Source organism: Pseudoxanthomonas sp. JC1303, from assembly GCF_058448525.1.
Window position 1 is genome coordinate 85,833 of the sequence record NZ_CP185958.1, and the last position, 14,712, is coordinate 100,544.

Here is a 14,712-nt window from a genome sequence, read left to right on the forward strand (position 1 = left end):
CGATGTTCATGGCTGGCTCATTCGCCACGCTCCAAACGGGCGATCTCCTCGGCGCGTGCGGCCAGGATCAGCGCGGCGGCGCGCGCCTCGTCCAGGCCCTCGATGCCGAATTCGACCACTTCGTCGGCGGCCAGGTCGGACAGGTCCTCGCTGGTACGCACGCCATGGGCCGCCAGGGCCTCGGCCGTTTCCTCGTCCATGCCCTCCAGGGCCAGCAGGTCTTCTGCCGGACCTTCACCCTCGGCGCCTTCCTCGGCGGCCAGGGCTTCGTTGAGCAGCGCGTCGCGGGCACGGGCGCGCAGTTCTTCGACGATGTCCTCGTCGAACCCTTCCACCGCCAGCAGTTCGCCGACCGGGACGTAGGCGATTTCCTCGACGGTATTGAAGCCCTCGGACACCAGGATGGCCGAGATCTCCTCGTCCACTTCCAGCTTGTCCATGAACAACTGGCGGGCGACGGCCTGCTCGGCCTCGGACTTGGCCGAAACCTGGTCCTGAGTCATCACGTTGAGCTGCCAGCCGGTCAGTCGGCTGGCCAGGCGCACGTTCTGGCCGCCCTTGCCGATGGCCTGGGCCAGGCGATCCTCGGCCACGGCCAGATCCATCGAGTGGCGATCCTCGTCGACGATGATCGACTGCACTTCGGCCGGCGCCATCGCGTTGATGACGAAGTTGGCCGGGTTGTCGTTCCACAACACGATGTCCACGCGCTCGCCGTTCAGCTCGTTGCTCACCGCCTGCACGCGCGAACCACGCATGCCGATGCACGCGCCGATCGGGTCGGTGCGGGTGTCGTGGGCCAGCACCGCGATCTTGGCGCGATCGCCCGGATCGCGTGCGCAGGCCTTGATCTCGACCAGGCCCTGGCCCACTTCCGGCACTTCCAGCTTGAACAGCTCCATCATGAATTCCGGCGCGGCGCGGCTGATGAACAGCTGCGGCCCGCGCGGTTCGGAACGTACGTCGAACAGATAGCCGCGGACGCGGTCACCGGCGCGCAGCACGTCGCGCGGGATGCCCTTGTCCTTGGCGATGAAGGCCTCGGCGTTGCCGCCCAGGTCCACGTAGATGTTGCCGCGCTCAGCCCGCTTGACGATGCCGGTGACCAGCTCGCCCACGCGGTCCTTCCACGCGTCCACGACCTGGGCGCGCTCGGCCTCGCGCACGCGCTGGACGATGACCTGCTTGGCGGCCTGCGCGGCGATACGGCCGAAATCGGGGTTCTCGATCTGCTCTTCGATGTAATCGCCCACGTCCACGCCGTCGGCCTCGTCGACCGCGTCCATCAGGCGGATCTGGCGATCCGGCGACTCCATGACCACATCGTCGGCCACCACTTCCCAGCGACGGAAGGTTTCGTAGGTGCCGTCCTTGTGGTCGATGGTCACGCGTGCCAGCACGTCCTGATCGGGGTAGCGCTTCTTGGCGGCCGAAGCCAGGGCGGCTTCGATGGCGTCGAAGATCACCTCGCGCGGGACGCCCTTTTCGTTGGCGACCGCGTCCACCACCAGCAACAATTCCTTACTCATCTTTCACTCCGCGCGCGACCCGCCAGGGGCCGTCGTTGGGTTGGGTTGATTTCAGTGCAGTTTCTTCTTCGGTGCGGCCGGGGCCTTCTTGCCGCCCTTGCCCGCGCCGAGGTTCTTCTTGGGTTGGGGTGCCATGCCCAGCGCGACCCAGTCCGGCACCAGCCGGGCCTTGTCGATATTGTCGCCTGCCACCGTGAGCTGCTGGTTGTCCACGGCCAGGGTGACCTGGTCCGCCTCGACGGACACGATGTGCCCCTGCAGCCGGCGCCGGCCTTCCTGTGGAAGCTTCAGCACCACCTTGGCCTGCTCGCCGATGAAACGCGCGAACTGGGCGGGCGTGAACAGCGGCCGGTCGACACCGGGAGACGAAACCTCCAGGGTGTAGTTGCCGCTGATCGGATCCTCGACATCGAGCTGGGCCGAGACCTCGCGGCTCACCGACTCGCAGTCGTCGACATTGACCACGCGCGTCTCGCGCTCGGCTTCGGCCACGTCGATGTACAGACGCAGCGTGGCATTGCCCGAAGCCGGCAGGTATTCCACGCCCAGCAACTCCAGGCCCAGGGCCTGGACGGTCGGCTGCAGCAGCTGCGCAATCTCGGTCGCCTTGTCAGTCACGTCGCGGAGGTCTCGTCCTGTGTTTTATCTTCGGAAACGGAAAAGGGCCCAGAGGGCCCTTGTCCGATGACGCTGGATGTAGAAGCGGGAAATACGCCTCTACGAGCCCAGGCTTCAGGCGGATGAGGTAACCCTCAGACACCCGGAAACTGGTGGCGAGAACAGACCATGGACGGCAATTGAACATCGCCGAGACCAGACCCAAACCGCCGTAAGCCGCAAATCTTAAGACGCAGAGGGCAAATTAGCAACCTGATGCCCGCCTTTCGGCGGTGGGACCGTGCTGACGACCCGATACCCTTGAGGCGCACGCCCTACCTGCACTCTGTCGCGTCCTGCCGCCTGCGGTGCCGTTCCGTGCCTGACCTTGCATTAAGCTAGATGAAAGCCAGCCTTGCCTGACCATGCCACTCGATACCAGTGCGTCCACGCCGGAAATCACGGCGCCCTCTATGCCCAGCTTCGCCGATCTGCGCTGTTGTGATGGATTGCACCTGCAATGGCATGAGGAGCCAGGGGTGAAACTTCACGGTCTGCTGGCGGGCAAGACCGGGCTGACCGTCCGTCGCGCCTGGCGCGCGCTGGCGCCGCACCTGGAAACCCCGGTGACCCTGACCCCGGATCAATGGCATGTGCTCTCGGCCTTGACCAACCCAGGGACGACGTTGGCGCTGCAGGAAGACGCGTTACAACACGCGCTGCAGGAGTTGCTGGCGCACGCCCTGGTGGTTCCCGCCCGCCCCAACATGCCGGCGCATCGCGGTCATCCTGCCGATCAGGAATGGTGGCCCCTGGCGGCGGTGATGCATCGCATGAGCCGCTGGCAAGGCGTGGACAGCACCCATGCCTCGGTGCGAGCGGAGGTGCTGGACATGGCCGCCATGACCGCGCGCCGCGGCCCGATGCCCACGGCGTCACCGGCCACCGACGCCATCCTGCACGCCCTGCCCCGGGTTCCGGCCGATGATTTCGACGCGCTGCTTGCCCGGCGGGTGACCTGTCGCAACTTCGACACGTCCAGGTCGCTTCCTTCGGAACTGCTTGCCCAACTGCTGCAGCGGACCTTCGCCGCACAGGGCCAGGTCCGCATGCGCAACGGGGCCCTGCTCTTCAAACGCAATGCCCCCTCCGGCGGCGGACTGCATCCGATCGACGCTTACCTGCTGGTGCGCGACGTGGATGGCATCCGCCCGGGGCTATATCGCCATGCCCCCTTGGAACACGCGCTGCAGCCATTGCCGGCGCCGCCCGAAGGACTGGAGGCTTTCGCGCGGCGCGCCGTGTCGCAACAACACTGGTTTGCCGAGGCGCACGTGCTGGTCATGCTGGTGGCGAATTTCCCCAGGACCTTCTGGAAGTATCGCCGCCACAACAAGGCATATCGAGTCGCGATCCTGGATGCTGGGCATCTGTCGCAACTGCTGTACCTGGCCGCCACTCAGGCAGGACTGGGCGCATTCGTGACCGCCGCGATCAATGAAGTGGACATCGAGCAGGTCCTCGACCTGCAGCCGCTTGCCGACAGCCCCCTCGCAGTCTGTGGCTTTGGCTGGCGATCCGGACTGATGACCACGACGGAGTTCGACCCCGCCGGCGCCCTCTGGGAAGCATTGCCGGCACATGAGTGACCCAGGATCCAGAACGCTGAAACCTCGGCATACTGCCGTCCACAACCACCACACGGAGACCCAACCTTGAGCACCGAATCCCCTACCCTGACCAGCGAACAAGCCATTGCATTGCTGGACCTGCTCAGCGGCGACGACGATTTCCGGACGCGTTTCGCTGCCGACCCGGCCGCGGCGCTGGGCGAACTCGGCATCGACTGCGGGACGAAGCCACCGCCGTGCAGCTGCTGCGATGTCCTGGCATCCAAGAGCGAACTGGCCGAGGCGCGCGAGCAGCTGCTGCGCTACTTCGGCAGTCAGGTCCACATGCAGGGAACGCCGGTGTTCGAATCCGGCAAGGTCCAGGCCGCCCTGGCCCAACACTGATCCAGGCCTAGCGCGGCACAGCCTCTCCACGCATGGCCATGACATCGGCCACGTTGAGAGGCTGCAGCGAAAATGCTCCGGCGACCTCGGCATACGCCAACGGGAGTTCCGAGGCGACCTGTTGCTCCACGGCCAATGCGTCCTGGTCGTGCCCGGCCGCCAGATGGGCCGCATGCAGGACAACGCCGGCCTGCAGCAGGTTCGGGCGACCCCGCCACTGCTCCAGCAGCGCGATGGCCTGGTCGGGGCGTCGCTCGATCACCAGTTGCTGGGCCTTGACCAGGTTGACCAAGGCCAGGACCGTGGCGTTCCTGGAGCCTGACGCCAGCCCGGCCACCTGATCCAACAAGGCTTGGTCGGCGTGCTGCGGATGAAAGCGCTGCAGCAGGTAGTAGGTCGCCAGCAGCAGGTAGGCATTGTCCTCCCGGTCGCCCGCCAATCCGTCGGTCACCGCGTGACGGGCCTGGCCCAGGTACTTCAACAGATCCGCCGCATTGCTTTGGTCGCCGCTCGACGCACGGACGGAAAGTTGCATGAAGCGATAGAGCCGCGGCATGAAACTCTCTGGATCCTCCTGCGCATACGCGGCCAGTTGCGTCTCGATGATCTGCTCCGCACACGCAGCGCAGCCCCGCTGCACCGCCAGATCGATCATGGTGACCGACTCCGAACTGGTCATGCTGCGTCCGGCTATCGCTGCACTGAGCTTGTCCAAGGCAACCTGGGCCTGCCCGCGGGCAGCATCGACCAACGCTTCCTGGCTGCCCGTACCGTTGCCCCGGATCTGATCGGACTGCTGGAAGGACTGCCGCGCAGCATCCAGCTTGCCCAACGCCAATTGCGCGCGCCCGAGATACGAGAGGATGTCGCCACGCTCAGGGCCGTGCTTGCTCAGGACGGAGGTCACCGTCTCCTCGACCTCGCTGTAACCGGCCTGCGACAGCGTCAGCCATACGTACTGGCCAAACGCCTCATCGTCATCCGGGAACAGATGCGCCAACACCCGCAGGCGCTCGGTCGCCGTATACGAGTCTCCGTCAAGACGACTCTTCCAGGCCTGGACATACAGGCGCTCGCGCTCGGGAAGATGCCCGATCAAGCGCAGGGCGGCGTCCAACGCCTCCTGGGCATGGGGAGTATCGACCTGGATCTCATAGCAAAAGGCCATGCCGACATAAGCCAGAGCGAACCGGGAGTCGAGCTCAATGGCCTGTTGATAGTAGGCCTGCGCCGGTCCGCACTGGCGCGAGGCACGTGCCTTCTGTCCCAGGGCATAGGCCTTGAGCGCCAGCAAGCTGGACGTCGTCACCGTAGGCAGTGGCGCCGAATCCTTCTGGATCGACTCCAATTGCTCACCCAGGTCGTCACGCAGGCTGGCCACGACCGCATCGACCGTCTGCAGCACCGAACCAAGTCCCGCGCCCTCCTTGGACAACGTGAGCATGGTCGCGCCAGACGCCGGATCAACCACATCCACCGTGACCAGGATTCGATTGCCGACCTCGGACACACTCGGCGCCAGAACCACCTGCGCCCCCTGGCGCACCGCGATCTCACCGGCGAGCTTGCGATCGATCGGGCGGTCCGGTTCCAAGCGCATCCGCTGGACGATCTCGCGGATCGTGAGCGGCGAGACGACATTGAGGTAGCGGGACTGCTGAAGCCCGATCAGGAACGCCTGCTCGAGCGAGTCATCCAGCAGCGCGTCGCCGGTCTGATTCTGCAGCTGCGCCACTACCACCCAATCCCGCTCTGCAAAGGCAAGCGTCGGACGCATCGCCAACCAAGCCCCGAGCGCGATAAGCAACACCAGGGCCCCGCCCGCGGCCAGCCAGACGGGCCGGCGCCAGAGCGGCTGCGCGCGCTTGGCCTTGGCCGACCCGGCCGGGCTGCGCGACGGCATCAGCGCGGGCTCGCCCACTTCGACGACTTCCTGCGCCTCGGGCACGCCCTTGAAATGCCATCGCCCGTGCGATTTCCAGCGTAGCTCCTTGCCCAACTCGCGCGCACCACGCCGGGTGAGCGACTCGGCCACGGCGGACATCAGGATCTGGCCGGGACGCGCCAGCGCCATCAGGCGCGCAGCGACCGGCTTGGCCAGGCCCTCCACCTCGACAGGTTTGGCACCGGCGCTGATCGCGTCCGGATCGTTTTGCCAGGTCAGGACCTCGCCAACATGCAGACCCGCCCTCGCCTTCAGATCAAGCCCACGCGCCTGGGCCAACTCGTGCAGACCGCGCGTGAAGTCCAAGATGAACCCCAGCCCGTCGACAGGGCGCTCGAACAGCAGCAGCAAGCCATCGGAGCGATCGATCAGCTGTCCGCGCCAACGCCTCTGCAACCCGAGGACCAGACGATCATGCTCGCGCAGCACCTCTGCGGCGGCGGCATCGCCAAGTCGTTCGACCAGGGCGGTGTAGCCGCATAGATCGGTGAGCACCAGCGCTCGGACCTGCGGCGCCTGGAGTTGCTGCGGATCGACACCACTCATGCAGAGGCCGAAAGCCGATCCTCAGATTGGAGCGAACGGAAGCGGATCAGCACCATGCACACGATCGCCCCCCAGACGCTTGGCTTCATAAAGCGCATCGTCGGCGCGCGCGTACCAGTCATTCCAACCGCCCTGCGCATCGATCAGGCTCATGCCGATGCTGACCGGACAAATGTGCGGTGGCACTTGACCGGCCTGGTTCATTCCGCTGCGCACCTGTGCCAGAAGATCCTCCGCGAAACGACTCACCTCGGCGGCATCATCCGCACTGACCAACACACAGAATTCGTCGCCACCAAGCCTGCAGGCGAAGTCACCGGGCCGCATCCGCGCACGCAGCGCATGCGCCACGTTCTGCAGCACGCGATCGCCCACCACGTGCCCATACTGGTCGTTGACACGTTTGAATCGGTCGCAGTCGATCAGCAACAGGCCCAGCGCGGGCAGTCCCCCCTTGAGACGAGACGTCTGCAGGTAGGACGCCAGTGCGCGACGGTTGTAGAGACCGGTCAGCTCATCGGTGCCGGCCAGCACTTCGGACTGATTGAGCTGGCGCGAAGTGGCGTCCAGGCTCTCCAGCGCCGCCTCCAATTCATGATTGCGACGGCGCAATTGATGGATCAGCGACTGTTCGCTGTGAACAACCCGCACGATCGCAGCGCGCAGGAAATGCGCGGTCAGTGCCGGATCATGCGCAACCAGACGCTCGAAGTCGTGGTGATCCAGCTCGAGTAGCCGGCACGCGCTGGCGGCGCTGGCATCGGCGCTGCGCGCATGCCCTCCGATCAGCAATCCGAGTTCCCCGAAGAAGCCGCCCGCGCCGATCCGCTTGACGATCAGGTCGCGGCCGAAGTCCAGATCGACGCCACCCTCCAGGCAGACGTACATCTGCGTCCCGACCTGTCCACGCTCGAAGATCCGCTCGCCCGCCATGAACGACCGCTCGCGGCCAAACCTGCAGAACAGGGCCAGTTCATCGGCGGACAACACTTCGTGCGCCGCCCGCCGGGAAACGCCAACGGCCACGTCGCTTGATTCCGGCGTCTTGAGATCGCAGGCCATACCCAAATCCAAACGACTGGCGAACCACCAGTGACCTTCACAGCATAGCAACATCCGGACGCAGCCTCGAAGACACGAGGTGACCCGCTGCAAGAATGCGCACCCCGATCCGGCATCACTCCCCTCGAGCAAGGTACCCGGTTCCTCGGCGCCCGTGAAGGCCCTGATGTCGCGGGCAAGACCGGGCCATTAGCGCGCGCGGGCGTCTCCTATCGAGCTGCTGCCCCGATCGAGCCACTCACATGAGCGAGTTGCCAGCGCAAGGCGAGCGCCGACTTCACGCCGGAGGGCGCGCGAGCCCGCCGCCGGTGACGCGGCCGAGACGCCACCGGCCGCGACGCGGCGTCCCGGCCCGGGGGGACGGTTCTGGGCCGAACCTCCTCCCTTTCCCGGACGCGCACGCGATGATGCGATGCGCTTGCGCAAGGCCATGACGACCATCGCACACAGATCAAGGCGATCTTGGAAGGCTTCGGTCGACTGCGACCTGGAAGGCAACCCAGTCACGATCGGAACAGTGCTCGCCGCAAGTCCCTTGGCGAGTGCCGCTCGCCGCCAGCCAACACACCGCGAAGGAGGAAGCCGAATCCTCTCTGGTCAGATGCCAGTGAGATACGCCTCGAAGCAGGCGTTGGACAAAAACCAAGCACTACCCCAAACGAAAACGGCGACCTCGTTACCGAGATCGCCGCATCGTATTCAACAGTCGCTCTGGAGCAGATAAAGCGACTTCTTTCTTGGTAGCGGGGGCAGGATTTGAACCTGCGACCTTCGGGTTATGAGCCCGACGAGCTGCCAGACTGCTCCACCCCGCAGCAGAAGCGGAATTATGAAGGTATTGAGGATTTTTTGCAACCCTTAGAACCTTCCGTTACATCAGATGCCGAACGCGGTCTTGCACCACGTCATGACTGGGTTCCAAGCCAGTCCAAGGGCCAGAAGACCCAGGGCATTGATGCCAAAAACAACGGGGACTAGTGTACCTGAACGCGCATCCGGAAGGGAACCCACCGGCTCGTCAAAGAACATCACTTTCATCACGCGCAGGTAGTAGAACGCACCGATCACCGCACAGATCACGCCCAGCAGGGCCAGCCACATCAGATCGCCGTGCAAGGCGGCGCGCAGCACCACCAGCTTGGCCCAGAAACCCAGGAACGGCGGAACGCCTGCAAGCGAAGCCATGACACACAGCACCATCCACGCCATCCACGGGCTGCGTGCACTGAGACCCTTGAAGTCATCGATGGTGTCGGCTTCGAAACCCTTGCGCGAGAGCACCAGGATGCCGCCGAAGGACGCTGCGGACATCAGCGCATAGGCGATGCCGTAGAACAGTGCAGCCGAATACCCCTCAGGACCGCCGCCGGCCAGGCCAAGCAGCAAAAACCCGACGTGCGAGACGGTCGAATACGCCAGCATGCGCTTGAGATTGGTCTGGGCGATGGCCACCACGTTGCCAATGATCAGCGACAGCGCCGCGAGCGCGGCCAGCAGCAGGTGCCACTGTTCGGCGGTCGGCCCGACGCCCTGCTCGAGCACGCGATAGGCCATGGCGAAGGCCGCCAGCTTGGGGCCGGTGCTGATGAACAGCGTGATCGGCGTCGGCGCACCCTGATAGACGTCAGGCAACCACATGTGGAACGGTGCCGCGCCCAGCTTGAAGGCGATGCCGCACACCATGAAGACCACGCCGGTCAGCAGCATCGGCCGGTCGGTGATGCCCGCGATGGCGGCACTGATCTGGGACAGCTCCAGCGAGCCGGTCGCGCCATAGACCAGCGACATGCCGTACAGCAGCAGGCCCGAGGCGATGGACCCCAGGACGATGTACTTCATCGCCGCCTCGGTCGACAGGCCGTTGTCGCGGTTCATGCCCACCATGGCATAGGAACACAGCGACAGCAGCTCCAGACCGAGATACACCATCACCAGGCTGCCGGCCGAGGTCAGCATCATCATGCCGGCGGTGGCGAACAGCACCAGAACCGGGAACTCGCCGGGGTAAAGGTCGCGTTCGCGCAGGTACGGCCAGCCGTAGATCAGCGACAGCCCGCTGACCAGGACAATCGTGGCCTTGACCACGTCGGCCATGGCGTCATGCACGAACATGCCGTTGAAGACCGTCACCGCCTGGGTGCCCTCGCCCACGTGCGCGAACAGCAGCACGAAGGCAATGGCCAGCACGAGCAGGGTCAGGCCATGGGTGATCACGCGACGCCGCGCATCCAGAAAGACATCCAGGATGAGCAGCACGAACGCGCCGGCGATGACGACCAGCTCGGGAATGATCGACAGCAGGTCGGTGGCGGGGGCGGAGGGAAGCATCGGGGCGGCCATGACGTAATTCCTTACAGCTTGCTGGTGGCGAGCTGCATCGCCAGATTCGCGATCGACGGTTCAAGCAGGTCGGTGAGCGGCTTGGGATACACGCCGATCGCCAGGGTGCCCGCGGCAAACACGCCCAGCACCAGGGCTTCGCGCCAGTTGATGTCCTTCAATTCGGCGACGTGGCTGTTGGCCACCTCGCCGTAGAGCACGCGCTTGACCAGCCACAGCGTATAAGCGGCGCCGATGATCAGGGTCAGGGCGGCCACGAAGGCAATGTAGGGGTGCTTCTGGAAGCTGGCCAGGATGACCATGAACTCACCGACGAAGCCGCTGGTCCCCGGCAGGCCCGAGTTGGCCATGCCGAAGAACACGAAGAACACGGCGAACCAGGGCATCACGTTCGCCACGCCGCCGTAGTCCTTGATCATGCGTGTGTGCATTCGGTCGTAGACCACGCCCACGCACGAGAACATCGCGCCGGAGACGAAGCCGTGCGAGATCATCTGCACCATGGCGCCCTGGAGGCCCAGGCGCGCGGCGTCGACGTTGTCGTAGTCGCGCAACAGGCCGGCGGCAATGAACGTACCCAGGGTCACGAAGCCCATGTGCGAAACGGACGAATACGCGATGAGCTTCTTCATGTCCTCCTGCACCAGCGCGACCAGACCCACGTACACCACGCCGATCAACGAGAGCACGATGACCAGCTGGCCCCACTCGTGCGCGGCATCAGGCGTGATCGGCAACGAGAAGCGCAGGAAGCCGTAGCCACCGATCTTCAGCATGATGGCCGCCAGGATCACCGAACCGGCGGTGGGCGCCTCCACGTGCGCATCGGGCAGCCAGGTGTGGACCGGGAACATCGGCACCTTGACCGCGAAGGCGATCAGGAAGGCGAAGAACAGCCAGGTCTGCTCCTTGGCGGTCAGCGGCAGGATGTACAGGTCGGCGAACTGAAAGCTCGCATGGCCCAGCTGCGCACCCTTGAGGTACAGGTAGATCAGCCCGACCAGCATCAGCACCGAGCCGAGGAAGGTGTACAGGAAGAACTTGACCGAGGCGTAGATGCGGCGCGGACCGCCCCAGACACCGATGATCAGGAACATCGGGATCAGCATCGCCTCGAAGAACACGTAGAACAGCATCGCGTCGGTGGCGCAGAACACGCCGACCATCATGCCTTCGAGCATCAGGAACGCCGCGACGTACTGGTTGACGCGCTTGTCCACCGAGGTCCACGCGCCGATCAGGGCCAGCACGGTGGTGAGCGTGGTCAGCACGATCAGCGCCACCGAGATGCCGTCGGCCCCCAGCGCATACCAGATGTCGAACGCAGGCACCCAGGCGTGCTTCTCGACGAACTGCATGTCGCCATTGCCCCACTGGAAATGCACCAGCAGCGGCAGGCTCGCCAGGAACGTCAGCAAGGCCACACCTAAGGCCAGCCAGCGAGCCGCTCGCGCACGCCCGCCTCCCATCAGCAGGGCCAGGGCGCCACCGAGAATCGGCAGCCAGATCAGAATGCTCAGCAGGTTCGACACGTGTTCGTATCCGTACAGATCAGCGCCAGTACGTCATGACTGCGGCCAGCAGTGCGATCAGGCCGAGAATCATGGCGAAGGCGTAGTGGTAGAGGAAACCGGATTGGGTGCGGCGCAGCAATTGCGAGGCCAGATCGACCACGCGGGCGCTGCCGTTGACGAAGACACCATCGATGATGCGGGTATCGATCCAGCGCGAAATCTTGCCCAGCTCCAGGCCGCCCCCGGCGAAGCCGTCGATCCAGAGGATGTCGAAGCCGAACTTGGCCTCCAGGATGCGGACCAGCACCGACAGGCGAGCACGCAACTTGGCTGGCCACTCGGGCGAAAGCACCAGGTACAGCACCACCGCGAGGATGAAACCGGCCAGCGTCAACCAGAACGGCGCACCGGTCAGGCCATGCAGGGCGAACGACCACGGGCTGTGGAACTCTTCGGCCAACGCCCCCACCGTATCGCGTGCGGAGTCGTGGAAGTCGATGATCCCGGTGAAGAAACCGACCGCCTGGCCCGGCACGCTCGACTCGGCATGATGGCCGGCCCAGTCGGTGCCGAACAGCATCGGACCGATGGTGAAGAAGCCGATCAGCACCGACGGGATCGCCAGCAGGATGAGCGGCACAGTCACCACCCAGGGCGATTCGTGCGGCTCATGCGCGCCGTGATGCCCGTGCCCATGATCCTCGTCATGACCGTGGGCATCGTGCCCGTCGCCATGGAGCTGCGCCTCGGCGTCGGTATGGGCTGCAGCACCGTGCTGCTCGCCATGGGCATGGGCGTCGCGGAAGCGTTCGGCACCATGGAAGGTCAGGAACAGCAGGCGGAAGCTGTAGAAACTGGTGATGATGACGCCGCCCAGCACCGCCCAGTAGCCATAGGTGGCGATCCAGTTGTCCGCCTCGTGCGCATGATGCGCGGCGGCCTCGATGATGGTGTCCTTGGAATAGAAGCCGCTGAAGAACGGCGTCCCGACCAGGGCCAGGGTGCCGATGATCATCGTCACGTAGGTGATCGGCATGTACTTGCGCAGGCCGCCCATCTTGCGCATGTCCTGCTCGTGGTGCATGCCGATGATGACCGAGCCGGCGCCCAGGAACAGCAGCGCCTTGAAGAACGCGTGCGTCATCAGGTGGAACACGCCCGCGCTATAGGCCGATACACCCAGCGCAACGGTCATGTACCCCAGCTGGGACAGCGTGGAGTACGCCACCACGCGCTTGATGTCGTTCTGGATGACACCGATCAGGCCGGTGAAGAACGCCGTGGTGGCACCGATGAACAGCACGAAGTTCAGCGCCGTCTGCGACAGCTCGAACAGCGGTGACATGCGCGCGACCATGAAGATGCCGGCTGTCACCATCGTCGCGGCGTGGATCAGGGCCGAAATCGGGGTCGGGCCTTCCATCGAGTCGGGCAGCCACACGTGCAGCGGCACCTGTGCCGACTTGCCCATCGCACCGATGAACAGACAGATGCAGATGACCGTCGCGACCTGCCAGGGATGGCCCTCAATCAGGGTCAGCGACATGTTCTTGAGCATCGGCGCGCTGGCGAACACCTCGCTGTAATCCAGTGTGCGGAACCACAGCAGGATGGCGGCGATGCCCAGCAGGAAACCGAAATCGCCCACGCGGTTGACCAGGAACGCCTTCATGTTGGCGAAGACGGCCGTCGGGCGCTTGAACCAGAAACCGATCAGCAGGTAGGACACCAGGCCGACCGCTTCCCAGCCGAAGAACAGCTGCAGGAAGTTGTTGCTCATCACGAGCATCAACATCGAGAAGGTGAACAGCGAGATATAGCTGAAGAAGCGCTGATAGCCCGGGTCATCGGCCATGTAACCGATGGTGTAGATGTGTACCAGCAGCGACACGAAGGTCACCACGACCATCATCATCGCGGTCAGGCGATCGACCATGAAGCCGACGTGCCCCTGGAAATTGCCGATGTCGAAGAAGGTGTAGAGGTTCTGGTTGAACGGCGCCGCACCCTGCCAGGCCAACTGGTAGAGCACCCAGCAAGACAGCGCGCAGCTGACCGCCACACCCAGGATGGTGACCGTGTGCGCACCGGCGCGCCCGACCTGACGCCCGAACAGGCCGGCGATGATGCTGCCCAGCAGCGGCGCGAGCACCACGGCCACCAGCATGGACTTGGAGAGGAGGAGTTCGCCCATCATCAGTACATCAGCCCTTCAGGGAGTCGACATCGGCCACGTTGATCGTGCGCCGGCTGCGGAACAGCGCGACCAGGATCGCCAGGCCGATCGCGGCCTCGGCCGCTGCCACGGTGAGAATGAAGAACACGAACAGCTGCCCGGCCGGGTCGCCCAGCTGGCGCGAGAAGGCCACGAAGTTGATGTTGACCGACAGCAACATCAGCTCGATCGACATCAGCAGGATGATCACGTTCTTGCGGTTGAGGAAGATGCCGGCCAGCGAGATGCAGAACAGCACCGCGCCAAGCGCCAGCAGGTGTCCGAGGGTGATCACGATTTGGCCTCCTGGGATGGCGCATCGGCCGGGGGCTGCGGTACGGGCGCCGGACGCACGGCCTCCATGCGCACCATGCGGAAGCGGCCAGCCGCCTTGACCCGGGTCTGCTCGGAAGGATTCTGTGTCTTGACGCCTTCGCGCTTGCGCAGGGTCAACATCACCGCGGCGATCACCGCCACGGTCAGGATCACCGCCGCGAACTCGAACGGCAGCAGGAACTCGGTGAACAGCGTGCGGGCAAGCCAGGTGATGTTGGAGGTCTCCGCCGCCGCCGCTGCGGCGTTGTCCGGCAGGACCGCGCCGGTCTTGGCCTTGATGCCGATCAGGATCAGCATCTGCACCAGCATGATCACGGCGACCAGGATGCCCACCGGCAGGAACTTGACCCACCCCTGGCGCAGGTACGCCACGTCGATGTCCAGCATCATCACCACGAACAGGAACAGCACCATCACCGCGCCGACGTACACCAGGATCAGGGCCACGCCGAGGAACTCGGCGCCGACCAGCAGCCAGACGCAGGCGACGCTGAAGAAGGTCAGGATGAGGAACAGGACCGCGTGCACGGGATTGCGCACGCTGATCACCGCGGCGCCCGAGACAGCGGCGACGGCGGCAAAGATCCAGAAGCTGATGTTGATCCAGTCCATC

At 64.8% G+C, this 14,712-nt stretch carries 11 protein-coding genes and 1 tRNA gene; 2 read left to right on the forward strand and 10 right to left on the reverse strand.

All coding sequences use genetic code 11. The features are described from left to right. Positions 1-17: 17 nt before the first annotated feature. Positions 18-1,529 carry a transcription termination factor NusA gene (nusA, locus tag ACORQU_RS00420; RefSeq protein ID WP_271645336.1) on the reverse strand — a complete coding sequence of 504 codons (1,512 nt, stop codon included), beginning with the start codon at positions 1,527-1,529 and terminating at the stop codon, positions 18-20. A 51-nt stretch (positions 1,530-1,580) separates the two neighbouring features. Beyond that, positions 1,581-2,147: a ribosome maturation factor RimP gene (gene rimP / locus ACORQU_RS00425; protein ID WP_271645335.1), complete on the reverse strand. Its 567-nt coding sequence runs from the start codon at positions 2,145-2,147 to the stop codon at positions 1,581-1,583. Between the two features lie 452 nt (positions 2,148-2,599). On the opposite strand from rimP, the gene ACORQU_RS00430 reads away from it, so the two are divergent. Together ACORQU_RS00430 and ACORQU_RS00435 are read left to right on the forward strand one after the other, a co-directional pair. Continuing rightward, positions 2,600-3,775, forward strand: coding sequence for a putative peptide maturation dehydrogenase (locus ACORQU_RS00430; protein WP_491642753.1), 1,176 nt, complete (start codon positions 2,600-2,602; stop codon positions 3,773-3,775). 66 nt (positions 3,776-3,841) lie between these two features. Then, complete coding sequence (locus tag ACORQU_RS00435; protein ID WP_491642754.1) at positions 3,842-4,141, forward strand: NHLP-related RiPP peptide; 300 nt, start codon at positions 3,842-3,844, stop codon at positions 4,139-4,141. A gap of 7 nt (positions 4,142-4,148) precedes the next feature. Here ACORQU_RS00435 and ACORQU_RS00440 read toward each other — a convergent pair whose 3' ends face one another. The 8 genes from ACORQU_RS00440 to ACORQU_RS00475 all read right to left on the reverse strand — a co-directional run bounded on the left by ACORQU_RS00440 (position 4,149) and on the right by ACORQU_RS00475 (position 14,711). Continuing rightward, a complete protein-coding gene (locus ACORQU_RS00440) occupies positions 4,149-6,632 on the reverse strand; it encodes a putative peptide modification system cyclase (RefSeq protein ID WP_491642755.1) in 2,484 nt (827 codons plus the stop codon). Positions 6,633-6,653: 21 nt separating this feature from the next. Beyond that, complete coding sequence (locus ACORQU_RS00445) at positions 6,654-7,565, reverse strand: GGDEF domain-containing protein (protein ID WP_491645186.1); 912 nt, start codon at positions 7,563-7,565, stop codon at positions 6,654-6,656. Between the two features lie 867 nt (positions 7,566-8,432). Continuing rightward, a tRNA-Met gene (locus tag ACORQU_RS00450) sits at positions 8,433-8,509 on the reverse strand. A 61-nt stretch (positions 8,510-8,570) separates the two neighbouring features. After that, positions 8,571-10,034 carry an NADH-quinone oxidoreductase subunit NuoN gene (gene nuoN / locus ACORQU_RS00455; protein ID WP_491642756.1) on the reverse strand — a complete coding sequence of 488 codons (1,464 nt, stop codon included), beginning with the start codon at positions 10,032-10,034 and terminating at the stop codon, positions 8,571-8,573. 11 nt (positions 10,035-10,045) lie between these two features. After that, positions 10,046-11,566: an NADH-quinone oxidoreductase subunit M gene (locus ACORQU_RS00460; RefSeq protein WP_491642757.1), complete on the reverse strand. Its 1,521-nt coding sequence runs from the start codon at positions 11,564-11,566 to the stop codon at positions 10,046-10,048. 19 nt (positions 11,567-11,585) lie between these two features. Further along, positions 11,586-13,745 carry an NADH-quinone oxidoreductase subunit L gene (gene nuoL, locus ACORQU_RS00465; RefSeq protein ID WP_491642758.1) on the reverse strand — a complete coding sequence of 720 codons (2,160 nt, stop codon included), beginning with the start codon at positions 13,743-13,745 and terminating at the stop codon, positions 11,586-11,588. A gap of 7 nt (positions 13,746-13,752) precedes the next feature. Next, complete coding sequence (gene nuoK, locus ACORQU_RS00470; protein WP_491642760.1) at positions 13,753-14,058, reverse strand: NADH-quinone oxidoreductase subunit NuoK; 306 nt, start codon at positions 14,056-14,058, stop codon at positions 13,753-13,755. Then, a complete protein-coding gene (locus tag ACORQU_RS00475) occupies positions 14,055-14,711 on the reverse strand; it encodes an NADH-quinone oxidoreductase subunit J (RefSeq protein WP_491642761.1) in 657 nt (218 codons plus the stop codon). The genes nuoK and ACORQU_RS00475 overlap by 4 nt, the downstream gene beginning before the upstream one ends. Position 14,712 lies beyond the last annotated feature (1 nt).

What these genes read in the sequence shown, in the direction of transcription:
- ACORQU_RS00445 (WP_491645186.1), bottom strand. Translation starts at nt 7,565, where the DNA reads ATGGCGGGCGAGCGGATCTTCGAGCGTGGACAGGTCGGGACGCAGATG.
- nuoL (WP_491642758.1), bottom strand. Translation starts at nt 13,745, where the DNA reads ATGATGGGCGAACTCCTCCTCTCCAAGTCCATGCTGGTGGCCGTGGTG.
- ACORQU_RS00475 (WP_491642761.1), bottom strand. Translation starts at nt 14,711, where the DNA reads ATGGACTGGATCAACATCAGCTTCTGGATCTTTGCCGCCGTCGCCGCT.
- ACORQU_RS00430 (WP_491642753.1), top strand. Translation starts at nt 2,600, where the DNA reads ATGCCCAGCTTCGCCGATCTGCGCTGTTGTGATGGATTGCACCTGCAA.
- nusA (WP_271645336.1), bottom strand. Translation starts at nt 1,529, where the DNA reads ATGAGTAAGGAATTGTTGCTGGTGGTGGACGCGGTCGCCAACGAAAAG.
- nuoN (WP_491642756.1), bottom strand. Translation starts at nt 10,034, where the DNA reads ATGGCCGCCCCGATGCTTCCCTCCGCCCCCGCCACCGACCTGCTGTCG.
- ACORQU_RS00440 (WP_491642755.1), bottom strand. Translation starts at nt 6,632, where the DNA reads ATGAGTGGTGTCGATCCGCAGCAACTCCAGGCGCCGCAGGTCCGAGCG.